Annotated in this window: 20 protein-coding genes; 6 read left to right on the top strand and 14 right to left on the bottom strand. The window is 72.0% G+C overall.

Annotation, left to right across the window (positions count from 1 at the left end):
- Positions 1–25 precede the first annotated feature (25 nt).
- Positions 26–457, top strand: a complete 432-nt coding sequence (locus ABD401_RS20805) for a DUF2550 domain-containing protein (protein ID WP_344608322.1) — start codon at positions 26–28, stop codon at positions 455–457.
- A gap of 79 nt (positions 458–536) precedes the next feature.
- On the opposite strand, the gene ABD401_RS20800 is transcribed toward ABD401_RS20805, so the two are convergent.
- The 4 genes from ABD401_RS20800 to ABD401_RS20785 form a co-directional block, all read right to left on the bottom strand.
- On the bottom strand, positions 537–902 hold the full coding sequence (locus ABD401_RS20800; RefSeq protein ID WP_344608320.1) for a hypothetical protein: 366 nt from the start codon (positions 900–902) through the stop codon (positions 537–539).
- Between the two features lie 122 nt (positions 903–1,024).
- Positions 1,025–1,609, bottom strand: a complete 585-nt coding sequence (locus ABD401_RS20795; RefSeq protein WP_344608318.1) for a cob(I)yrinic acid a,c-diamide adenosyltransferase — start codon at positions 1,607–1,609, stop codon at positions 1,025–1,027.
- A 45-nt stretch (positions 1,610–1,654) separates the two neighbouring features.
- Positions 1,655–2,146 carry a hypothetical protein gene (locus ABD401_RS20790; RefSeq protein ID WP_344608316.1) on the bottom strand — a complete coding sequence of 164 codons (492 nt, stop codon included), beginning with the start codon at positions 2,144–2,146 and terminating at the stop codon, positions 1,655–1,657.
- A gap of 9 nt (positions 2,147–2,155) precedes the next feature.
- On the bottom strand, positions 2,156–3,052 hold the full coding sequence (locus ABD401_RS20785; protein WP_344608314.1) for an AMIN-like domain-containing (lipo)protein: 897 nt from the start codon (positions 3,050–3,052) through the stop codon (positions 2,156–2,158).
- 104 nt (positions 3,053–3,156) lie between these two features.
- Here ABD401_RS20785 and murA point away from each other — a divergent pair, with 104 nt between their 5' ends.
- Positions 3,157–4,437 (top strand): UDP-N-acetylglucosamine 1-carboxyvinyltransferase, encoded by a 1,281-nt coding sequence (gene murA / locus ABD401_RS20780; protein WP_344608312.1) that lies wholly within the window; start codon positions 3,157–3,159, stop codon positions 4,435–4,437.
- 36 nt (positions 4,438–4,473) lie between these two features.
- Here murA and ABD401_RS20775 read toward each other — a convergent pair whose 3' ends face one another.
- A complete protein-coding gene (locus tag ABD401_RS20775) occupies positions 4,474–4,785 on the bottom strand; it encodes a hypothetical protein (protein ID WP_344608310.1) in 312 nt (103 codons plus the stop codon).
- Between the two features lie 63 nt (positions 4,786–4,848).
- On the opposite strand from ABD401_RS20775, the gene ABD401_RS20770 reads away from it, so the two are divergent.
- Positions 4,849–6,870, top strand: a complete 2,022-nt coding sequence (locus tag ABD401_RS20770; protein WP_344608308.1) for a protein meaA — start codon at positions 4,849–4,851, stop codon at positions 6,868–6,870.
- Between the two features lie 21 nt (positions 6,871–6,891).
- Here ABD401_RS20770 and ABD401_RS20765 read toward each other — a convergent pair whose 3' ends face one another.
- The 3 genes from ABD401_RS20765 to nucS are packed head-to-tail and all read right to left on the bottom strand — an operon-like array spanning position 6,892 to position 11,548.
- Complete coding sequence (locus ABD401_RS20765) at positions 6,892–7,437, bottom strand: AMIN-like domain-containing (lipo)protein (RefSeq protein ID WP_344608305.1); 546 nt, start codon at positions 7,435–7,437, stop codon at positions 6,892–6,894.
- Positions 7,438–7,485: 48 nt separating this feature from the next.
- Positions 7,486–10,836 (bottom strand): SNF2-related protein, encoded by a 3,351-nt coding sequence (locus ABD401_RS20760; RefSeq protein WP_344608303.1) that lies wholly within the window; start codon positions 10,834–10,836, stop codon positions 7,486–7,488.
- Positions 10,837–10,873: 37 nt separating this feature from the next.
- Positions 10,874–11,548 (bottom strand): endonuclease NucS, encoded by a 675-nt coding sequence (gene nucS / locus ABD401_RS20755; protein ID WP_344608301.1) that lies wholly within the window; start codon positions 11,546–11,548, stop codon positions 10,874–10,876.
- A 192-nt stretch (positions 11,549–11,740) separates the two neighbouring features.
- Between nucS and ABD401_RS20750 the strand changes: the two genes are divergently transcribed.
- Positions 11,741–13,516: a 3-hydroxyacyl-CoA dehydrogenase family protein gene (locus ABD401_RS20750; RefSeq protein WP_344608299.1), complete on the top strand. Its 1,776-nt coding sequence runs from the start codon at positions 11,741–11,743 to the stop codon at positions 13,514–13,516.
- A gap of 257 nt (positions 13,517–13,773) precedes the next feature.
- Positions 13,774–14,808, top strand: coding sequence for a cytochrome P450 family protein (locus ABD401_RS20745; RefSeq protein WP_344608297.1), 1,035 nt, complete (start codon positions 13,774–13,776; stop codon positions 14,806–14,808).
- A 2-nt stretch (positions 14,809–14,810) separates the two neighbouring features.
- Here ABD401_RS20745 and ABD401_RS20740 read toward each other — a convergent pair whose 3' ends face one another.
- The 3 genes from ABD401_RS20740 to ABD401_RS20730 all read right to left on the bottom strand — a co-directional run bounded on the left by ABD401_RS20740 (position 14,811) and on the right by ABD401_RS20730 (position 17,002).
- Complete coding sequence (locus ABD401_RS20740) at positions 14,811–15,041, bottom strand: FmdB family zinc ribbon protein (protein WP_344608295.1); 231 nt, start codon at positions 15,039–15,041, stop codon at positions 14,811–14,813.
- Positions 15,042–15,248: 207 nt separating this feature from the next.
- Positions 15,249–16,124 (bottom strand): 4,5-DOPA-extradiol-dioxygenase, encoded by an 876-nt coding sequence (gene ygiD / locus ABD401_RS20735; RefSeq protein ID WP_344608439.1) that lies wholly within the window; start codon positions 16,122–16,124, stop codon positions 15,249–15,251.
- A 128-nt stretch (positions 16,125–16,252) separates the two neighbouring features.
- A complete protein-coding gene (locus tag ABD401_RS20730) occupies positions 16,253–17,002 on the bottom strand; it encodes an SIMPL domain-containing protein (protein WP_344608293.1) in 750 nt (249 codons plus the stop codon).
- Between the two features lie 144 nt (positions 17,003–17,146).
- Between ABD401_RS20730 and ABD401_RS20725 the strand changes: the two genes are divergently transcribed.
- Positions 17,147–17,419, top strand: coding sequence for a hypothetical protein (locus ABD401_RS20725; RefSeq protein WP_344608291.1), 273 nt, complete (start codon positions 17,147–17,149; stop codon positions 17,417–17,419).
- Between the two features lie 90 nt (positions 17,420–17,509).
- Here ABD401_RS20725 and ABD401_RS20720 read toward each other — a convergent pair whose 3' ends face one another.
- From ABD401_RS20720 to ccrA, 3 genes are all read right to left on the bottom strand, one after another.
- A complete protein-coding gene (locus ABD401_RS20720; protein ID WP_425566216.1) occupies positions 17,510–18,484 on the bottom strand; it encodes a coiled-coil domain-containing protein in 975 nt (324 codons plus the stop codon).
- A 224-nt stretch (positions 18,485–18,708) separates the two neighbouring features.
- A complete protein-coding gene (locus tag ABD401_RS20715) occupies positions 18,709–20,535 on the bottom strand; it encodes a DivIVA domain-containing protein (RefSeq protein WP_344608287.1) in 1,827 nt (608 codons plus the stop codon).
- Positions 20,536–20,788: 253 nt separating this feature from the next.
- On the bottom strand, positions 20,789–22,126 hold the full coding sequence (gene ccrA, locus ABD401_RS20710) for a crotonyl-CoA carboxylase/reductase (protein ID WP_344608285.1): 1,338 nt from the start codon (positions 22,124–22,126) through the stop codon (positions 20,789–20,791).
- Between the last annotated feature and the right edge of the window lie 34 nt (positions 22,127–22,160).

Genomic DNA, 22,160 nt, shown 5'->3' with positions numbered 1-22,160 from the left:
GGCACCGCACGGCAGGGGAGGGCCGATGATGCTGTTTCTCGACATCGTCATCGGCCTGCTCGCCTTTGTGGGCCTCTCCCTGCTGGCCCTGACCGTGCGACGGATGGTGCTGTCCCGCCCGGTCGGTACGTTCGCCTGCAGCCTCCGGTTCGGTGATCATCCGGACGGGGAGGGCTGGTCCTACGGGATCGGCCGGTACCACGGGGACCGCGTCGAGTGGTTCCCCATCTTCAGCCTCCGCTGGCGGCCGCGGCACGTTCTGACCCGCCGTCAGCTCCGCGTGCGCAGTCGGCGCGACGCGACCACCGCCGAGACCCACACGGTCTCCGTCGGCTCGGTGGTCCTGGTCTGCGCGCTGGGCACCGAGCCCCTCGAGCTCGCGATGACCCACGACGCGATGACGGGCTTTCTTTCCTGGGTCGAGGCGGCCCCGCCGAAGGACCCGATGGTCGCCTGACGCGGCCGCGCAACGCAGGCGCGGCCCGCCGCGGCCGGGCCGCGACGGACCGCGTGGGTCCTGGAACTGGTCTCTGGCGTCAGATGCCGGGCGGCGGCGGTGCCGTGCCCGGGTCGGCCGGGGGCGGCGTGCCCGGGTCGGCCGGCGGCGTGCCCGGGTCGACCGGCGGGGTGCCGGGGTCGGCCGGGGGCGGCGTGCCCGGATCGGCCGGCGGAGTGCCGGGATCGGCGGGCGGGGGTGTCGTCGGGTCCTCGCCCGGAGGCGGGGTGGTCTCCTCCGGAGAGTGGGGTTCGGTCTCGGTCGAGTCCGGGCAGAGCACGAGGTCCAGCGGGGTGCCGGTGCAGGGCTCTTCTGCGGGAGCGGCGGTGGTCGCGGACGCGGTGCCGGCGCTCGCGGCGACGGCGAGGAGCGCGCCGCCGGCGGCCACCGCGGCCCGCGTGGCCACGGTGCGGGTCGGACTCGGGGAACGGTGTTTGTTCGGTTTGCTACGCATTCATTCGCAGTGCCCGGGTTCACAGGCACTAAACAGGGGCGTCCGGGTTTCGCGCTCTCCTCGGCCGCGTGTGCTCAGCGGTTGGCGCCGGGCACCCAGAGGACGTCGCCGTCCCCACCCTCTGATGTCACATTCGCGACGCGGCCGAGGATGAACAGCAGGTCGCTCAATCGGTTGAGGTACTTCGCCGGGAGTTTGCTGGTGCTGTCCGGGTGCGCCTCGTACGCGGCCCAGGCGGAGCGCTCGGCGCGGCGGGTCACGGTACGCGCGACGTGGAGGAGGGCGGCGCCCTTCGTCCCGCCGGGCAGGATGAAGCTCTTCAGCTTCGGCAGATCCTCGTTGTAGCGGTCGCAGGCGGCCTCGAGGCGCTCGATGTCGGCCTCGCCGATCCGCAGCGGCGGGTAGGCGGGGTTCTCGACGATCGGATTGCACAGGTCGGCGCCGACGTCGAACAGGTCGTTCTGAATGCGGGTCAGCAGCTCGACCAGGTCGGGCGCGAGGTCGCCGAGCGCGATCGCGACCCCGATCGCCGAGTTCGCCTCGTCGCAGTCCGCGTAGGCGGCCAGGCGGGGGTCGTTCTTCGACGTCCGGCTGAAGTCGCCGAGCGCCGTCGTCCCGTCGTCGCCGGTCTTGGTGTAGATCCGCGTCAGGTTGACCATGCGGTGCAGCCTAGGCGAGCAGCACGCGCAGGCTCCGGCCGGTGATCAGTCGATGACCATCGCGCAGTTGCGGACGACGGTGTGGCCGCTGGAGCGGAACTCGACCCGCGTGCGCACCAGGCCCGCGCCCTCGCCCGCCGAGGCGGGGATGTCGTAGCCGCCGGGGGAGGACGGGGCGACGAGCTGGCTCAGCTGGGTCTTGCCGTCCTGGTCCTTGATGATCAGGCGGAGCTTCTTGATGTTGATCTTCTTGTTCCGGTAGATCCCGGTCTCGCCGTTGTCGGTGATGCGCAGGCTGATCGCCTGGACGTCCCGGCCGTTGGCGCCGACGTTGACCTTGATCTGGATGCGCGCCGTGCGGCCGCGGACCGTGCTCGTGCAGCGCTTCGTGATCTTGCCCGCCGCGGCGACGGTCGCCTGCTCGCCCTCGCTGCCCGCCGTCGAGGCGGCGGTCGCGCCCGCCGTCGGCAGCAGCGTGACCGTCAGGCCGACCGCGGAGACACCGGCGGCGAGGGACAGGCGTCGTGTGGTCGTCATGGCCGAACGCTACGGCTCCAGGCAGGTCGGGAGCGAGTCCGAGTTTCCGGTCGGGGCGCCCGTCTGGCCGGTGGGCGAGTAGATCTTCACCCAGCGGACGGTCGGGTAGTGGGAGAGCGTCGCGTCGATCTGGTTCGCGATGCTGAACGCTCCGCCGCCGGCGGAGCAGCCGCCGGTGAGGCGGACGCGCGCAATCCCGTTGCTGATCGAGAGGTTCGTGAAACCGGTGGCCTTCGAGAGCATGTTGCCCACGCCCGCCGCGGATTCGGCCGCCGTCGGCCCGGCGAACATGCGGTGCAGCGCGCCGGTGGCCGGGGCGCCGGCCGGCACGTCGCGCCAGACGGAGCGGGTCTCGGCGGTGGCCTGATTCGTGAAGTACACCGGGACGCGGGTCCGCGCGTAGTCGTTGCGGATGTCGATGACGACGCGGCTGGGCTTCGTCAGCTTCAGGACGCTGTAGGAGGTGCGCGCCATCAGCGCCGCGCCGAAGGAGACCATGCCCTCGAATTCACCCGCGTGGACCACCTCGTTGAGGTTCTGGTTGCCGGTGGAACGGCGCAGGGGGCCGAAGGTGGAGGCGTAGTTCTTCGTGTACCCGGTGACGCCGCCCAGCCCGATCTGCAGGAACGCGTTACCCGCCGCCGGCACGGTGTCGCCGGACCCGTCGTGGGCGATCCTGGGCGCCCACTGCACGAACGTGTGCGAGGGCAGCTTCCCGGAGAACTCGAACACCAGGCGGTCGTAGCCCGGATGGGTGGCCGTCCGGATCGCGACGAGCTTGCTGGTCCCGCTCGACCCGCCCGCCGCGTCGGCGAGGGACGGCACCGCCAACGTGGCCGAGGCGCCGGCCAGCAGGGCGACGGAGAGCAGGACGGAACGGATGCGGGGCGTCTTCCGACGGAACATGTCGGCCTCCAGGGGGCCTGCCGAGGGGGTGCAGGGGGTTCCTGACACCCGCAAGACGCGCGAAGCGCCCGTCCGGTTGACGCGCCGCGCCCTACGATCTACGCGTGGAACGGTTCCGGGTTACGGGTGGGGCCCGTCTGGCGGGCGAGGTGCGCGTCGACGGCGCGAAGAACAGCGTCCTCAAGCTGATGGCGGCTGCGCTGCTCGCCGAGGGGCGCACGACGCTGACGAACGTCCCGGAGATCCTCGACATCGACTTCATGTCGGCGCTGCTGCGCCGCCTCGGCTGCGAGGTCGAACAGCGGCCCGGCACCGTGGTGATCGACGTGCCGGCCGAGCTCTCGCACGAGGCGCCGTACGAGCTGGTGCGCCGGCTCCGGGCCTCGATCTGCGTCCTCGGTCCGCTGGTCGCGCGGCTGGGTCGCGCGAAGGTCGCGCTGCCGGGCGGTGACAACATCGGCTCGCGCGCGCTCGACATGCACATCGGCGGGCTGGCCAAGCTCGGCGCGACGAGCGAGTCCGAGCACGGCTACATCATCACGGAGGCCCCGAAGGGACTGACCGGAGCGTCGGTCTGGCTGGACTTCCCGAGCGTCGGGGCCACCGAGAACATCCTCATGGCGGCGGTGCTCGCCAACGGCACGACGGTCATCGACAACGCGGCGCGCGAACCCGAGATCGTCGACCTCGCCGACATGCTGATCCAGATGGGCGCGAAGGTCTCCGGCGCCGGCACCTCGACGATCGAGATCGAGGGCGTCCCGGCCGGCTCACTGAGCCCGACCTCGCACCGCACCGTTCCCGACCGCATCGTCGCCGGCACCTGGGCGGTCGCGGCGGCGATGACGCGCGGCGACGTCACGATCCTGAACGCGAACCCCCATCACCTGGAGCTCCCGCTCGACAAGCTCGTGACCGCAGGCGCGGACGTCGAGTGGATGCCCGACGGCTTCCGCGTCGAGATGAACCGCCGCCCCGAGGCGGTCGACATCATGACGTTGCCGTACCCGGGCTTCCCGACCGACCTGCAGCCGGCCTACATCGCGCTCAACACCGTCGCCGAGGGCGCCGCGATGGTCACCGAGAACATCTTCGAGGCGCGGTTCATGTTCATCGACGAGATGGTTCGCCTCGGCGCCGAGATCAAGACCGACGGCCACCACGCGGTCATCCGCGGCCGCCCGCACCTGTCCGGGGCGCCCGTGCGGTCGCACGACATCCGTGCGGGTGCGGGTCTCGTCCTCGCGGGCCTCGTGGCCGAGGGCGAGACGATCGTGACCGACGTCCACCACATCGACCGCGGGTACGCCGACTTTGTCGCGCAGCTCAACTCCCTCGGCGCCCAGGTCGTCCGCGAGCCGGATCCGGACCACTTTCACGAGTGAGTTCGCTCACGCGGATCGGTCGCGCAGCGCGGTCGATCAGTAGCCCAGCAGCAACTCGCGGGCGCGTTGCAGGTCGTCGTTCCACACCATGACGCGCAGTCCGTCGTGCGTCTCGACGACCCGGCTGCGGATCCCCGACCGGGCCAGCAGTGAGCTGATCTGCGCGCCCTCCGCAGCGTCCTGGGGCGCGGCGAGGGGCGTCATCAGCCCGTAGTCGTGCTCGGACCCGGTCCGCGGACGGCGTGCCAGCAGCGACGTCGGACGGGGTGAGAAGGCCCAGCGCAGGACCAGAACGAGCACGCCGAGGACGACCGCGACGATCACCATGTGCTCCGTGGCGTAGCCCACGGTCGGATTCTGCCCCGGGTTACGGCGTCGTTACCATCGCACCCACGAGACTGGAGGGCCGCGATGGCAGACGGTGGCAGCACCCGCGACAAGCCTTGGCTGATTCGGACCTACGCGGGGCACTCGTCCGCGGCGGGCTCGAACGCGCTGTACCGGAGCAACCTCGCCAAGGGCCAGACCGGTCTGTCGGTGGCGTTCGACCTCCCGACGCAGACCGGGTACGACCCCGACCACGTCCTGGCCAGGGGTGAGGTCGGCAAGGTCGGCGTGCCCGTCCCGCATCTGGGTGAGATGCGTCAGCTCTTCGAGGGCATCCCGCTCGACTCCATGAACACCTCCATGACGATCAACGCCACCGCGATGTGGCTGCTCGCCATGTACCAGGTGGTCGCCGAGGAGCAGGCGATCGCCGCCGGCACCGACCCGGCCGAGACGCTGCGCAAGCTCTCCGGGACGACCCAGAACGACATCATCAAGGAGTACCTGTCGCGCGGGACCTACGTGTTCCCGCCGGCCGCCTCGATGCGCCTGACCGTCGACACCATCGCGTACACGGTCACGAACGTCCCCAAGTGGAACCCGATCAACATCTGCAGCTACCACCTGCAGGAGGCCGGGGCCACCACGGTCCAGGAGCTCGCCTTCGCGATGTCGACCGCGATCGCGGTCCTCGACGCGGTCCGCGACTCGGGCCAGGTGCCGGCCGAGAAGTTCGGTGACGTCGTCGCCCGCATCTCCTTCTTCGTGAACGCCGGTGTGCGGTTCGTCGAGGAGATGTGCAAGATGCGCGCGTTCGTGCGCCTGTGGGACGAGGTCACCGAGCAGCGCTACGGGGTGACCGACCCGAAGCAGCGGCGTTTCCGCTACGGCGTGCAGGTGAACTCGCTCGGTCTGACGGAGGCTCAGCCGGAGAACAACGTCCAGCGCATCGTGCTGGAGATGCTCGGCGTGACGCTCTCGAAGGACGCCCGGGCCCGCGCCATCCAGCTGCCGGCGTGGAACGAGGCGCTCGGCCTCCCGCGGCCGTGGGACCAGCAGTGGTCGCTGCGGATCCAGCAGGTCCTCGCGTTCGAGTCCGACCTGCTCGAGTACGACGACCTGTTTCACGGCTCGGTCGTCGTCGAGGCCAAGGTCGACCAGCTGGTCCGTGACGCGTACGCGGAGATGGACCGCATCGCCGAACTCGGCGGGGCGGTCGCGGCCGTCGAGTCCGGCTACATGAAGTCCGCCCTCGTCGCCTCGCACGCCGAGCGCCGCAAGCGCATCGAGACCGGCGAGGACAAGATCATCGGCGTCAACTCGTTCACCGAGACCGAGCCGAACCCGCTGCTCGCCGACCTCGACGCCGCGATCCAGACCGCGGATCCCGCGGCGGAGTCCGCGGCGATCGAGAGCGTCCGGGCCTGGAAGGCACAGCGCGACGACAACGCGGTCGCGGCCGCGCTGGAGAACCTGCGCAAGGTCGCGAAGAGCAACGACAACCTGATGACGGCGACGCTCGAGTGCGTCCGCGCCGGCGTCACGACGGGGGAGTGGTCCGGTGCCCTGCGCGAGGAGTTCGGCGAGTACCGCGCGCCGACCGGGGTCACCGGCGTGAGTTCCGCGCCCGACGGCGCCGCGATCGCCGAGGTGCGCGCGGCCGTGCAGCGGACGGGTGACGAACTCGGCCGCCGGCTGCGTCTGCTCGTCGGCAAGCCCGGCCTCGACGGTCACTCCAACGGTGCCGAGCAGGTCGCGGTCCGTGCCCGGGACGTCGGGTTCGAGGTCATCTACCAGGGCATCCGCCTGACGCCGGCTCAGATTGTTGCCGCCGCCGTCGAGGAGGACGTCCACTGCGTGGGTCTGTCGATCCTGTCCGGCTCGCACATGGAGCTGATCCCGGACGTCCTGGCCCGCCTGCGGGACGCCGGTGCTTCCGACGTCCCCGTGATCGTGGGCGGCATCGTGCCCGACGGTGACGCCCGGGCTCTCCGCGAGGCCGGCGTCGCCGCGGTGTTCACGCCGAAGGACTACGGCCTCACCGAGATCATGGCGCGCATCGTCGACGTCATCCGCGCGGCGAACGGGCTCGACCCGCTGACCTGAGCCGGGCGTGCGGCGTCGTGCTCAGTGCGCGACGTCGACGTAGATCCGGGTCGGCTTCGAGAGCGTCCCGACCCGGAAGCCGGCCTTGCGCTTCAGCCCGAGGCCGAAGGCGACCTGGCCCTCGAAGTCGCACAGCATGCGCATGCTCCGCAGCGTCGGGAGCTTGGGGTTGGCCGTGGAGTTCTGGCCCGGCCCGCGGTAGACGTCCCGGCCCTTGTTGTCGTGGGCCTGCGCCGGCTCGAGGGTGATGCTGAGGAACTTCTTGCCGGGGATCGTCACCTTCTTCCCGCTGCCGCACTGGCGCAGGGTGCTGACGTACCGGACGTTGTAGCCCGACGCCTTCCCGGTCAGGTCGAACACCACCCGGTCGTAGGCCTTGTGCTTGCCGAACCGGGCGTCGACGACCCGCGGGATCTTCGCCGGGTTCCGGGTCTTCACCTTCGGGCTGGTGTCCGACGGCGGCGCCGCGGGAGCGGCGACCGTTTCGGTGGCGAGGCCGCCGGCGGCGACCAGCGAGACGGCCGTCAGCAGACCGGCCAGGCGACGACGCTGCGCGATGGTGGGCATGGGACGTGTTGTACCGCAGCGCCGGGCGGAAATCGAGCGGCTTGATCTCTACGTGAACAGGCCGCGGATGTCCTCGGCCGAGAGCGCGCGACCGAAACCCTCGCCCTCGCCGCCGTCGACGACGCGGGCGAACAGCTTCGCCTTGCGGGCCTGCAGATCGAGCACCCGTTCCTCGATCGTGTTGGCCGCGATCAGCCGGTAGACGTGCACGGTGCGGGTCTGCCCGATGCGGTGCGTGCGGTCGACCGCCTGCAGCTCCGCGGCCGGGTTCCACCACGGGTCCATCAGGAAGCAGTAGTCGGCCTCGGTCAGGTTCAGCCCGAACCCGCCGGCTTTGAGGCTGATCAGGAACACCGATGCGGAGCCGGACTTGAAGCGCTCGATCACCTCGGCCCGCCGGCGGGTCGTCCCGTCGAGCCGGACGTGCTCGACGCCCTCCGCGTCGAGCCGGGCCTCGATCAGGTCCAGCAGGCGGGTGAACTGGCTGAAGACCAGCGTCCGGTGCCCGGTGCCCTCGACGGACTGGACGTGCTCGAGGAGGGAATCGAGCTTCGCGTTCGGGACCGCGAGGTGCTCGTCGTCGGTGAGTCCGGGGTGCAGGCTGAGCTGCCGGAGCAGGGTGAGTGAGCGCAGGATCTCGAAGCGGTTGCCGTCGAGGTCGTCGAGCAGCTTGAGCACCTTCTGACGCTCCCGCTGGAGCGTGAGATCGTAGATCTTCCGGTGCTTCGGGTCGAGCTGGACCGACAGGACCTGCTCCTGCTTGGGCGGGAGCTCGGGGGCGACCTCCTCCTTGGTCCGCCGTTTCACCAGCGGACGGATCCGGCGGCGCAGCCGGGCGAGCAGGTCGGAGTCGCCGTTGCGCTCGATCGGGACGGCGTAGATCTCCTTGAACGCCTCGGGGTTCGGGAAGAGCCCGGGCGCTGCGACGGAGAGCAGTGCCCACAGCTCCATCACCGAGTTCTCCAGCGGGGTCCCGGTGATGGCGAGCTTGAACGGGGCGTCGATGTGCCGCGCGACCCGGTGCACCTGCGCCTTGCGGTTCTTCACGAACTGCGCCTCGTCGAGCAGGAGTCCGGCCCACGGCCGCTCCAGGTAGCTCGCGGCGTCGATGCGCAGCAGGGCGTAGGAGGTCACGACGACGTCGGCCCGCGCGGCCTTCTCGTGCAGCGGGGCCGACTTGGAGCGCCGGGAGCGCGCGGCCGTCTCGGTGACGGTCTCGACCCGCAGGCCCGGGGTGAAGCGCGCCGCCTCGGCCGCCCAGTTCGACACGACCGAGGTCGGGGCGACGATGAGGAACGGCGGTGCGTCGGGCTCGGTGGTACGGGCGTGCGCGATCAGCGCGAGCGACTGCAGTGTCTTGCCCAGGCCCATGTCGTCGGCGAGGATTCCGCCGAGGCGGTGCTCCCAGAGGAACGCGAGCCACTCGAAACCTTCGACCTGATAGTGCCTCAGATCGGCGTGGACGCCGGCGGGGACGGGGGTGCTGCCGATGGCGTCGAGTCGGCGCAGCGCCTGCACGTGCTCCTGCCAGGCCGGGGTCTGGTGGCTGACGTCGCCGAGGCCGGCGAGCTCCTCCCAGAGCCCGGTCTGGTACCGGCTGATCCGCAGCTGGCCCGGCGGGGCGTCCGCGAGCCGGCGGGCCTCGTCGATCAACGCGCGCAGGGCGATCAGCTCGGGCTTCTCCAGCGAGAAGTACGCGCCGCCCGGCAGCAGCAGGTGCGAACGGCCCTGTGCGAGGGCGACGAACAGCTGCAGGAACGGGACGGTCTCGCCGTCGACGGTCACGGAGACGCCGAGGTCGTACCAGTCGCCGTCGTTGTCGAGCGCCGCGGTGGAGACCGCGATCCGCAGCGAGTCGCCGGCCTCGCGGTACTCGACGGGCGTGCCGCCGACCTCGACCCGCAGGTCGTCCCGCTCGGTGAGCCGCGGGAGCCACTCGGTGGCGAAGTGCATGGTGTCGACGCCGGAGAGCTCGAGCGGGGAGTCGACGCCGGGACCGTCGGGGCGGCCCAGGCCGTAGGCGCTCAGGCCCGGGGCGAGACCGGACATCAGGGCGGCCTCGGCCTGGGGGTCGCGGAACGCCGCGCCCTCGGGGGAGTTGACCGTGAGCCGCCGCTCCTCGTCGCCGACCCGGTACGACCAGTGCCAGGACAGCGCGAGCGCGTGGTCGTCGCCGAAGTCGGCGCGGAGCACGAGCTCGGGCGGCGAGACCTCGGGGACGGTGAACGAACCGTCGGAGCTGACGACCTCGGCGATGCGGCGCAGTTGCGGGAGGTACTCGTCGGTGAACCGGTCCCGGTGGGCCGCCGGCACCGCGAGCGGCTCGACCGCGAACACCATGCGGCGCAGGGGGAGCGCGGCGGGGGAGCTGAGCTCGACGAGGCGGATCGGCCAGTCCGCGGGGTTGCCGGGCAGGCGGTCCTCGTCCTCCCGCGAGCGCACGAGGGCCCCGGATCCGCTGCCGAGGAAGGCGATCGGCGTCAGCTCCCCGAACCCGGTCCCGGTCCGCAGGACGGGAGTGACCTCAAGTCCGGTTTCGGCGTCGGCGTCGGCGGACGCCGCGGTCACGTCGAGGCACAGGTCCGCGGTTTCGATCGGAGGCAGGTCGCCGAGGTCCGGGTGGATCAGGCGCAACCCGGCCCGGACCGCCTGGCGGAGCAGGGGGAGCAAGGCGCTGGAGGTGACGGCGGAGAGCTCGATGGAGCGCTCGTCGCCGTAGCGGAGATGCTCGGCGTAGCCGGCGCCGGTGCGGGCCCGGTAGAGGGCGTGCAGGTCGTGCAGGACGCGCACCTGGTCCTCGGGGTAGGCGGTGCGGCTCGCCAGCGACCCGAGACGGCCCCAGGACAGCTCGCCCGCAACCCAGCCCTTCTTGCCCTCGCGCACGATCCGCGCCCACAGCTCGACCGGCTCGCTCGCCATCGCGTCGCCGCCGCCCCACCGGGTCGGCAGGCGGCGCTTGAGGGTCAACTCGATCGCGAGCGTGCGCGGCTCGACCTTCACCGGGAACGGCGCCGCCGGGTCGAGGGCCGAGCGCCAGCGGTCCTCCCACGTCGGTTCCTTCGGCGGGGTGGGCTTCGCCGGGGGCGGCGCCGCGTGCCCGCCGGCGACGAGCGCGAGGGCGGCCGCGTGCTTGCAGTTGTAGTGGACCGGGCAGCTGCACTCGCCCCGGACGAACACGTACGCCCCGCTGCCGGAGTCGGAGGGGTACACGTGCAGCGTCGTCACGTACGGCGTCGTCGACCCGCCCGCGACGGACCCCAGCACCACCCGGGCCGCCTTGCTCCAGGTCAGCTGCTCGACGGCGCCGCGGTCGGCGTACTCCACGCCCCGCTGAAACGTCGCCATCCCGACGACCGCCCGCAGGCTGGCGACGTCGAGGGTGAACAGGGCGGCGGGCACGGATTGACGCTAACCCGCCGGACCCACATCCCGCCGATCAGAAGAGGCGGGACTCCTTGTCGTCCATGCCGCGGAGCTCGTCGTAGTCGAGGACGACGCAGCGGATGCCGCGGTCCTCGGCGAGGACGCGGGCCTGGGGCTTGATCTCCTGGGCGGCGAAGACGCCCGAGACGGGGGCCAGCAGGGGGTCCCGGTTCATCAGGTCGAGGTAGCGGGTGAGCTGCTCGACGCCGTCGATCTCGCCGCGGCGCTTGATCTCGACGGCGACGGAGGCGCCGGCGGCGTCCTTGCAGAGCAGGTCGACGGGGCCGATCGAGGTCGGGTACTCGCGGCGGACGACGCGCCAGCCCTCGCCGAGGACCTCGGCGTTCTCGGCCAGCAGGATCTGCAGGTGGGCCTCGACGCCGTCCTTCTGCAGACCCGGGTCCACGCCGAGCTCGTGGGACGAGTCGTGCAGGACCTCCTCGATCGAGATCCGGAGCTCCTCGCCGGCCTTGTTCGTGACGACCCAGGAGGCGGTGCCGTCGTCGGCGGGGGCCTCCTTGAGCGTGCACGGCGGGCTCATCCAGTTCAGCGGCTTGTACGAGCCGCCGTCGGAGTGGACCAGGACCGAGCCGTCGGCCTTGATCAGCAGCAGCCGGGTGGCCGGGGGGAGGTGGGCGGTCAGCCGGCCGACGTAGTCGACGGAGCAGCGGGCGATCACGAGGCGCACGAACGCAACGCTACGGGTCCACTCGGCGCGGACGCGTGCCGCCCGTCGATTCGCGCCACCGCCCGTCGCGCCGAACGGCCGCCGAACCGCCGCGCTGAGCAGGCGATCTTTACCGGGCGGTAGCGTGACCCAGGCAACGCGCCGCCGGGTCAGGCAGCGCGGGATTTTCAGCTGGAACCAAGGAGATTCACCGTGTCCGCAGAGTTCGCCACCGCCGGGGTCGTCGGAATCGGGACGATGGGGTCGGGGATCGCAGAGGTACTCGCGCGCAGCGGGGTCTCCGTCGTCGGGGTCGAGAAGGACGCCGACTCCGCCACCCGCGCCCGCGCCACGATCGAGGCCTCCACCGCCCGCGCCGTCGCCGGCGGCAAGCTCACCGAGGCCGAGCGCGCCGACCTGCTGGGCCGGATCACGATCGGGACCGACCTGACGGCGGTCGCCGCGGCGGACCTGGTCATCGAGGCCGTCCCCGAGGACCTGGAGCTCAAGCAGCAGATCTTCACCGAACTCGGCCAGATCACGCGCCCCGAGGCCGTGCTCGCCACGAACACCTCGTCGCTGTCGGTCACCGAGATCTCGGTCTCGACGGCGAACCCGCGCCGCGTGCTCGGCCTCCACTTCTTCAACCCGGCGCCGGTGCAGGCGTTCGTCGAGGTCGTGCGGACGGTCGTCACCGACCAGAGCGCCGTCGACGCGGTGAAGAACCTCGCCGAGAAGCTCGGGAAGACCCCGGTCGTCTGCGGCGACAAGGCGGGCTTCATCGCCAACGCGCTGCTGTTCGGCTACCTCAACCACGCGGTGCAGATGTACGAGTCGCGCTACGCGACGCGCGAGGACATCGACGCCGCGATGATGTACGGCTGCGGCTACCCGATGGGCCCGCTGGCGCTGCTCGACCTCATCGGCCTGGACTCGGCCTACGAGATCCTGAACTCGATGTACAAGCAGGACCGCAAGCGCGTCCACGCGCCGGCGCCGATCCTCAAGCAGATGATCACCGCGGGCCTGCTCGGCCGGAAGACCGGCAAGGGCTTCTACACCTACGCGGGCAAGGACTCCCACGAGGTCGTGGCCGACGAGCAGACCCCGAGCAAGGACCGCCTCCCGCAGCTGCGCCACGAGATCAGCCGTGTCGGTGTCATCGGCACCGGCACCATGGCGACCGGCATCGTCGAGGTCTTCGCCAAGGCGGGTTACGACGTCATCTTCGTCGCGCGCAGCGAGGAGAAGGCCGCGGGCGTCCAGAAGTCGATCGCCAAGTCGCTCGAGAAGGCCGTCCAGCGCGGCAAGCTCACCGAGGAGGCCCGCGACGCGACGCTCGCGAAGGTCACCGGCACCACGAAGCTCGACGACCTCGCGTCGGTCGACCTCGTCGTCGAGGCCGTCGTCGAGGACATCGACGTCAAGCGCGCACTGTTCGAGAACCTCGACGAGATCTGCCGACCGGGCGCGATCCTCGCGACGACCACCTCGTCGCTGCCGGTCGTCGAACTCGCCGCGAGCACCAAGCGCCCCGGCGACGTCGTCGGCATGCACTTCTTCAACCCGGCGGCGATCATGAAGCTCGTCGAGGTCGTGCACACGGTCTCGACCTCGCCCGAGGTCACCGAGACCGCCCAGGCCCTGTGCGTCAAGCTCGGCAAGGTCGCGGTCACCTGCGGCGACCGGGCCGGCTTCATCGTCAACGCGCTGCTGTTCCCGTACCTGAACGACGCGGTGAAGATGCTCGAGGCGCACTACGCGACCGCCGACGACATCGACCTGGCGATGAAGGAAGGCTGCCGGCTCCCGATGGGGCCGTTCACCCTGCTCGACGTCGTCGGCCTCGACGTTTCGCTGGCGATCGAGCGGACGCTGTTCTCCGAGTTCCGCGAGTCCGGGTTCGCCCCGGCTCCGCTGCTCGAGCACCTCGTCACCGCCGGCTACCTCGGCCGCAAGACCGGCCGCGGGTTCCGCGACTACAGCTGAGCAGCTCCACCGCTGAGCCCTTCCCGGGCGGGGGTGGCCCGCGTCAGACTCGACGTGCCACCCACGCCCGGGAGTCGCCATGAGCGCACCAGCCGGCCTCAACCCGTTCCTCGCCACCGCCCGCGGTGACCGCGTCGCGGCCTACGCCGCGATGGCGTCCGCCGGTCCGGTGCTGCGGATCCCGTCCCCCGGGGGCGGGGAGGCGTGGCTCGTCACGGGCTACGCCGAGGCGGTCCGTCCTCAACGACGCGCGCCTGGTGAAGGCGCCACCGCCGCCGGTCACCCCGTTCCGGCGCGAGCGCCTCGCCCGGGCGCCCTGGATCGCCAGCCACATGCTGGTCCGCGACGGCGCGGCGCACGAACGCCAGCGCCGTCTCGTGACGGCCGCTTTCACCCGGCGGCGCGTCGAGTCCCTCGCCCCGTCGATGCAGGCGATCACGGACGCCCTGCTCGACGAGGTGCTGATCGCGGGAAAGGACGGCTCGACCGTCGACCTGCTCGCGCAGTTCGCCTTCCCGCTGCCGATGACCGTGATCTGCGAGCTGATGGGCGTACCGGCGCACCTGCGGGACGACATCAAGGCCGGGATGGAGACGACCTTCCGCGGCATGGGCATGCCCGACGAGGAGTGGGCGGCCAAGTTCGAGGTGCTCGAACGCAGCCTCACCGAGCTCGTGGCGACCAAGCGGCGCGAACCCGGCGACGACCTGATCAGTGCGCTGATCGAGGTCCGTGACGACGGCGGCGACACGCTCTCCGAGGACGAGCTGCTGTCGATGACGTTCATCCTCATCGCCGCGGGCCACGAGACGACCGTGCACCTGATCGCCAACGGCGTGGAGGCCCTGCTGACGCACCGTCCGCAGTGGGACCTGCTCCGCGCCGAGCCCGAGCGCGTGCCCGCCGCCGTCGAGGAACTGCTCTGCTGGTGCGGCCCGGTCCAGGTGGCGTTCCCGCTGATCGCGGCCGAGCCGGTCGACGTGGGCGGCGCCGTGATCGGGACGGGGGAGCTGGTGATCGTCGCGCTGATGCCGGCGAACCGGGACTCCGCCCAGGTCGCGGAGCCGGACGTCCTCGACGTCACCCGGGAACCGCGGCCGCACCTCGGCTTCGGCCACGGGATTCATCACTGCCTCGGCGTCGCGCTCGCGCGGCTGGAGGCGCGGATCGCCTTCGAGACCCTGCTGCGTCGGTGCCCGGAGCTACGCCTCGCCGTCGACCCCGACGAGCTGACCTGGGCGCCGAGCTTCATCTTCCACGGGCTCGACCGCCTGCCGGTGACGGTGACCTGACGTCAGTGGCACGCGCCGCCGCAGCAGCCGCCACCCATCGCGGGCGGGGGAGCGGCGGGCCGCGGAGCCCCGCCACCGCTGGTGGCGGCGCCGACGACCGAGATCGTCGAGAGCAGCTTGACGGTGTCGGTGTGGCCGAACGGGCACGGCGCGGGCGCGCCGGAGTCCGCCATCGGCCGGTTCAGCTCGAACGTGTGCTCGCAGTCGCGGCAGCGGTACTCGTATCGGGGCACCCGCCCATTGTAGGTCGGCGCGTCCCCCCACAGTGGAGATGACATCTCCACCGGGCTCGGGCCTGTGCGGTGGAGATGACATCTCCACCGGGTTCGGGTCTGTGCACTGGAGATGTCATCTCCACCGGGTTGGGGTGTGTGCGGTGGAGATGACATCTCCACCGGGTTCGGGCCTGTGCACTGGAGATGTCATCTCCAGTGCAGGGGTCAGATGTTCGCGCAGTCCGCGGGGGCGGCGGGGGCGGTCTCGGCGGCGGGGGTGGTGGCCGCCGCCGCGTTGTCGTTCGCCCGGTCGTTCGTCCGGTCGGCGGCCGGGAGGCCGAGGGTGTACGCGGTCATCGACAACGAGCCGTAGGCGCAGCCGTCGATCAGGACCTCCGCGGACTCGCCGGCGGCGTCGGCGAGGCCCGCGAGGTACAGCGCGGGCAGGTAGTGATCCGGGGTCGGGACGGCGGCGGCGAAGTCGGCGTGGCCGTCGAGGGCGGCGGTGGCGGCCGGGTCGGAGCCGGTGACGGCCTCGGTGAAGGCCGCGTCGAACCGCTGGGCCCAGTCGAAGCCGGCGTCGGGCTGCGAGAAGTCGACGGCGCGCAGGTTGTGCACGACGTTGCCGCTGCCGACGATCAGCACACCGCGCTCGCGCAGCGGGGCCAACCGGGCGCCGAGGGCGAGGTGGTGGTCGAGACCGGCGTCGGCCTTGAGCGAGAGCTGCACGACGGGGATGTCGGCCTCGGGGAACGCGTGCACGAGCACCGACCACGTGCCGTGGTCGATGCCCCAGGAGTCCTGGTCGGCGCCGACCCAGGTCGGGTGGACGACGTCCGCGATCTCGGTCGCGAGCTCCGGCAGCCCGGGCGCGGGATAGGCGACGTCGAACAGCGCCTGGGGGAAGCCGAAGAAGTCGTGGATGGTGCGGGGCCGCGGCATCGCCGTCACGGCGGTCGCGTGGATGTACCAGTGCGCGGAGACCACGAGGATCGCGCGCGGGCGGGGGACCGCCGCCCCGAACGCGCGCCAGGCCTCGGTGTAGCGGTTGGTCTCGAGCGCGTTCATCGGGTTGCCGTGGCCGAGGAAGGCCACGGGCATTCGCGGAGCCATCGCTCCATCCTGCTCCTGCCCGCCCCGACATGCGACGGCCGGCCGGACGCGCCCCACCAGCGCGTCCGGCCGGCCCCTTCCCCCGACAGTGCAGTTCTGCGACGTCGCCGAGCCTGCTAGACCAGTTCCCAGGCGACGTTGGAGTCGACCGAGACCTGCCGGCTGCCCGCCTCCAGCGGCACCGAACCGCCGGCGGCCGCGGAGTCCTCCGCCATCACGGCGTAGGGGACCGGCTCGCCGCCGTAGGAGGTCTGTTCGCTGATCGTCGTCACCTTTCCGAGGCGACGGCCGGCGAGTTTCGCGTACTGCTCGGCCTTGGCCTTCGCGTCGGCGAACGCCGCGTCGCGGGCGGCCTGGACGAGCTTCGCGTTGTCCTCGATGTCGAAGGAGACGCCGTTGATGCGTGTCGCGTTGCCGCCGGCCTGCGCCGCCGCGGAGATCGCCTGGCCCGCCTTCGGCAGGTCGCGCAGTTTGACCGTCAGCCCCTGGAAGACCTCGTAGCCGTTGACCTTGCCGTTGTTCTCGTAGTGCGGGTTGATCGAGAGCTGCGAGGTCTGGATGTCGGCGTCCGGCACGTCGAAGCGGCCGAGCGCCTTCTTGATCGCGGCGACGTCGCGGTTGGCCGCGTTGAGCGCGACGTTGACGTCCTTGCCGGTGTGCTCGACGCCCAGGTCGAGGCGCAGGACGTCCGGCACGCCGCTGACCTTGCCGGTGCCGGCGACGGAGACCGTGTCCCGCACGCTGTCCGACCCGATCGCGGCGACGCTCGCGCCCGATCCGCTGCCCAGCAGGACGCCGGTGAGGACGGCGCCGACGACGCCGGCCGCGGCGAGCGGCCCCCAGGTGCGACGAAGCGACATGGTCATGGCGGTGTCTCCCCTTCAGCGCGGCCCGGTCACCGGGGCCGGTCCCGTGGCCCGTTCGGGGGGAGGACGGCGGGGCCGGGCGGAACGTTCGCCGGGATCGGGACAAATTCCGCGGGCACGACGGCGGGCGGGAGAATGGACCTCATGCCGCGCCGCAAGCCACGCCCGGACGGGCGTCCGGTGCGCCCGGTGCGGGAGACCCAGGCCTACGAGTCCGGCCCGGACGGGGAGTGGAACGTCCGGCGGCTCACGGGCTCCCCGTCGGGGCGGACCTACCGGTGCCCGGGCTGCGCGCACGAGCTCCCGGCGTCGCGGCCGCACGTCGTCGCCTGGCCCGCCGACTCCGACGGCGCCGACCGCCGCCACTGGCACACCGCCTGCTGGGAGGCCCGGACCCGGCGCCGGCCGTTGGGCTGAGCCCACGACGCCGGCGAGCACCCCGAACACGCCGAAGGGGCGGCACCGAACCGGTGCCGCCCCTTCGGGGTGATTGCTGGGTGAGCTACCTCAGGAGGCCGCGGTGCCGTTGTCGGCCGACTGCGGCTGCTGCGGCGCGTCCGGACGCGGAGCCTGCGCCGGCATCGCCCCGGTCTCGGCACCGGCGGCGGGGGCGCCGCCACCGATCAGGGCCGCCGCCGAGCCGGTCAGCGTCGCGAGCATCTCGCGGACGTTGCTCAGCTGGGCGTTGATGCTGTCGCGGCGGTGCGTCAGGGCGGCGAGCTCGCGCTCGGACTCCAGGCGCATGCGCTCGGCCTTGGCGCGGGCGTCGGCGACCAGGTCCTCGGCCTCGCGGCGCGCGGCCTCCAGCAGCTGCTTGGCGCGACGCTCGGCGTCGTCCCGCATCTTCTGGGCCTCCATGCGGAGGGCGTCGGCCTTCTCGCCGGTCTCCATCAGGCGGCGCTCGGCGACCTCCTGGCGGGTGGCCATGTCGCGCTCGGCCTGCTCGCGGCGCTTGGCGAGCTTGGCCTCGACCTCGGTCGCGATCTGGGCGGCCTTGGCGCGGGCCTCCTCGACGATGTTCTCTGCGCTCGTGATCTTCGCCTGGGCCTCGTTCTGGGCCTCGGTCTGGATCCGCTCGACCTCGGCCTTGGCCTGCTCGAGCATCTGCTCGGTCTTGGCCTCCGCCTCGGTGCGGCGGCGCTCCGCCTCGGCCTCGGCCGACTTGCGGATCGCCTCGGCGTCCTCGCTCGCCTTCGCGCGGGCCTGCTGGCCGGCGGCGTCGGCCTCGGCGCGAACGTCGCGGGCCTCCTCCTCGGCCAGGCGCAGGATCTTCTCGACCCGGGCGCCCAGGCTGGCGTAGTTCGGCTCGCTGACGTCGCTGGCCTCGAACTCGGCGCGGACCCGCTGGACCTGCTTCTCCAGCTCCTGGACCTTGCGCTCAGCCGAGAGCCGGTCGTTCACGAGGGTGGACAGGTGCTCGTCGACCTGGCGGCGCTCGTACCCACGCAGCACGATGTCGAAGGCGGGAGGGGTCTCGTTCATCGTCATTGCGACACTTGTCCTCAAGGTCTGCGGTGATCGTCCTGCGTTGATTGTTGACCATCCTCGCAGCCGGTTCGGGTGCGACGCGGGATCTGTGCAATCTTCATGGTCCCGCTTTGCCTCGGCCCGGCGCGAGCCTGCAGTGATCATCTCTCGAGGCGGGTCCCGCCGTCCGCCCTCTGGGCAAACCGAGGGACCGCGCGGCGCCGGTCGAAAGGGATTTCTCAGGACCTGTCGGTCGACTTCGGCCCGTTGTCCGAGCCCGATTCGGAACCAGGACCACCCGGATCGACGCCGAGCTCGGCCATGAGATCCAGACTTGCCTGAAGGTTGATCAAGTGCGCACCGATGTCCTGACGCTGCGCCAGAATCGAATCTCTTTCGTTTTCGAGGGCGCGGACCTCGGCCCGGCGCGCGGCCAGTTCGTCCGCGATCGCCTCCAGGGCCGCGGTCGCGAGGCCCTCGGCGCGCCGCCGGGCGTCGTCGAGCTTGCGCTCCGCCTCGGCCAACATCTCGGCGGCCGCTTCGCGGTCCGCACTGGCGGCCGCGGCGAGCTCGGCGGCCGCGGCGCGGGTCGAGGAGGACAGGCGCTCGGCCTCGGCCGTGGCGCGGGCGGTGACGGCGTCCGCGGTCGCCCGGGCCTCGCTGGTGATCTGCTCGACCTGGGACCGCGACGCCGCGGCGATCGAGTGCGCCTCGCGCCGGGCCTCGGCAAGGACCTTCGCCGCCTCGCCGGTGGAGCGCGCGGTCAGGGCGTCCGCCGCCTCCTGGGCCTCCCGCAGCACCCGCTCGGCCTCGGCCCGGGCGCTGGCCTCGCGCGCCGCGGCGGCCGCGGTGGACGTGGTCGTCAGCTTCTCGGCGGCCTCGCGGGCGGCGACGGTGGTGGCCTCGGCGTCGCTACGGGCCGCGGTGAGCAGGGCGGTCGCCTCGTCGGCGGCCGACCGCGAGACCCGCTCGGCCTCGGCGCGGGCCGCGGTGGTCAGGCGGGTGGCCTCGGCGCGGGCCTCCTGGAGCAGACGGGTGGCCTGCTCGCGTGAGGTCTCCGCGAGCCGTGCGGCCTCGGCCTTCGTGGTCTCGGAGAGTTCCCGCGCCTCGGCCGTCGCGACGCGGGTGAGCGCGGCCGCCGCGGCCTGCGCGGCGGCGAGGCGGGTCTCGGCGTCCGTGACGAGCTGCTGGCTCTCGGTCCGGGCCGCGGCGAGCATCGCCTGGGACTTCGCGGTCGCCTCGGTGATCAGCGCGTCCGCCTCGCGGGCGGCCGTGGTCTGCAGGGTCTCGGCCCGCTCGTGGGCGCGGGCGAGGACGTCCGCGGCGCGCGTCCGCAGCCGCGCGGCGGTCGCCGCCGCCTGGGCGTGACCACGGGCCCGGGCCCCGAAGCCGGCGGTCTCGGCCTCGGTCACGCGGCGCTCGATGATGCGCTCGATCTCGGCGGCCCGGGCCCGCGCGGCCGCGACGATCCGCTCGCCCTCCCGGCGGGCGGCCTGCTCGGCGCGCTTGCGGGAGCTCGCGCCCTCGGTCCGGCGGGCCTCGCCGGTGACGCGGCCGGCCTCGGCCAGGGCCACGGCCACCCGGCGGGCCTCGGCGAGCAGGGCGGCCTTCTCGACCGCGGCCGCCTCCAGCAGCTCCGCGTGCCTGCGGTGCGCCGCCTCCAGTGCTTCGTGGGCCTCCCGCTGCACCGCGGCGGCCGCCTCGGCCGCCTCCGCGCGCAGCGCCTCGGCCGTCAGCTCGGCCAGGCGCATCAGCCGGCCGGCGCTGTCCTCCCCGGGCAGGCCGGGGGAGGCCTCGACCTGGGCGAGCCGGGCCTCGGTGTCCGCGAGCCGGGCTCGGGTCCGCGTCAGCTCCGCGTGCGCGGCGAGTGCGTCCTCGCGCGCGTCGTGCGCGACCTGCTCGGCGTCCGCCACCGCGGCGCGCAGTGCCTCCAGCCGGGAGCTGAGTTCGTCGACGTAGAGATCGACCTGGGCCCGGTCGTAACCGCGCAGGGCCGTCTCGAACCGTGCGACCGTCCCCGGCCGCGACAGCTCGCGGCCGGGCGCCCGCTCGGCGTCCGACGTCACCCCGGCATGTTCCCACGGCGCCCCCGGCCCGGGAACGAAACGGACAAATCTTCACGTCCCCGCTCCCGCCCGTTGCTCATGCATGAGCGGAGGGTCGAGATTCGGACACCGGCCGCCCGAAAAGCGACCGCCCGCTCATGCATGAGCGGAGGGTCGAGATTCGGACACCGGCCGCCCGAAAAGCGACCGCCCGCTCATGCATGAGCGGGCGGTCGGGCGGATCGGGGTGGTGCAGGAGGTCCGGGCGCGAGGCTCAGACGTTGCGGAAGCGGTTGATCTTGTCCTCGAACTTGGCGCGCTTCTCGGGGTTGGCGACGCCGAGGCCCTCGGAGGGGGCGAGGCAGAGGACGCCGACCTTGCCCTGGTGGACGTTGCGGTGGACGTCGAGGGCGGCCTGGCCGGTGTCGGCGAGGGCGTAGGTCTTCGACAGCGTCGGGTGGATGATGCCCTTGTCGATGAGGCGGTTGGCCTCCCACGCCTCGCGGTAGTTCGCGAAGTGCGAGCCGATGATCCGCTTGAGGTTCATCCAGAAGTACCGGTTGTCGTACTGGTGGATGTAGCCCGAGGTCGACGCGCAGGTGGTGATGATGCCGCCGCGACGGGTCACGTAGATGGAGGCGCCGAAGGTCTCGCGGCCCGGGTGCTCGAAGACGATGTCGATGTCCTCGCCGCCGGTGAGCTCACGGATCTTCTTGCCGAAGCGCTGCCACTCCTTCGGGTCCTGCTCGTTCTCGTTCTTCCAGAACTTGTAGCCCTCGGCCGCGCGGTCGATGACGTGCTCCGCGCCGAGCGACTTGCAGATCTCGACCTTGTCGGGGGAGGAGACGACGCAGACCGGGATCGCGCCGCCGGCCAGGGCCATCTGTGTGGCGTAGGAGCCGAGGCCGCCGGAGGCGCCCCAGATCAGGACGACGTCGCCCTGCTTCATGTTCGCGCCGTTGTGCGAGACCAGCTGCCGGTAGGCGGTGGAGTTCACCAGACCCGGGGACGCGGCCTCCTCCCACGAGAGGTGGTCCGGCTTGGGCATCAGCTGGTTGGCCTTGACCAGGGCCAGCTCGGCGAGGCCGCCGAAGTTGGTCTCGAAGCCCCAGATGCGCTGCTGCGGGTCCATCATCGTGTCGTCGTGGCCCATGGCGTCCTCGAGCTCGACGCTCAGGCAGTGGGCGACGACGCGGTCGCCGGCCTTCCACTTGCTCACGCCCGGGCCGACCTTGAGGACGACGCCGGCGAGGTCGGAGCCGACCACGTGGTACGGCTGGTCGTGGCGCTTGGTCAGCTCGGAGACCCGGCCGTAGCGCTCCAGGAAGCCGAACGTCGAGACCGGCTCGAAGATCGAGGTCCAGACGGTGTTGTAGTTGACCGACGACGCCATGACGGCGACGAGGGCCTCACCCGGGCCGAGCTCGGGGGTGGGGACCTCGTCGAGGTGGAGGCTCTTGCGCGGGTCCTTCTCCTTGGAGGGGACACCCTCGAACATGTTCTGCTCGTCCTTGCGGACGACGATGCCCTTGTAGGACTCCGGGATCGGGAGTCCGGCAACGTCCGGGCGTTCGGTGTCGCTGGCGAGGATGGCCTCGAGGATGTCCTTCACGGCATTACTCCCGGGTAGTGCGAGCGGCTGGTAG

Origin of the sequence: Sporichthya brevicatena, from assembly GCF_039525035.1 — a bacterium.
Classification (GTDB): domain Bacteria; phylum Actinomycetota; class Actinomycetes; order Sporichthyales; family Sporichthyaceae; genus Sporichthya; species Sporichthya brevicatena.
The sequence above is the reverse complement of the archived record's forward strand: the minus strand, read 5'-3'. Positions and strand labels throughout refer to the sequence as shown.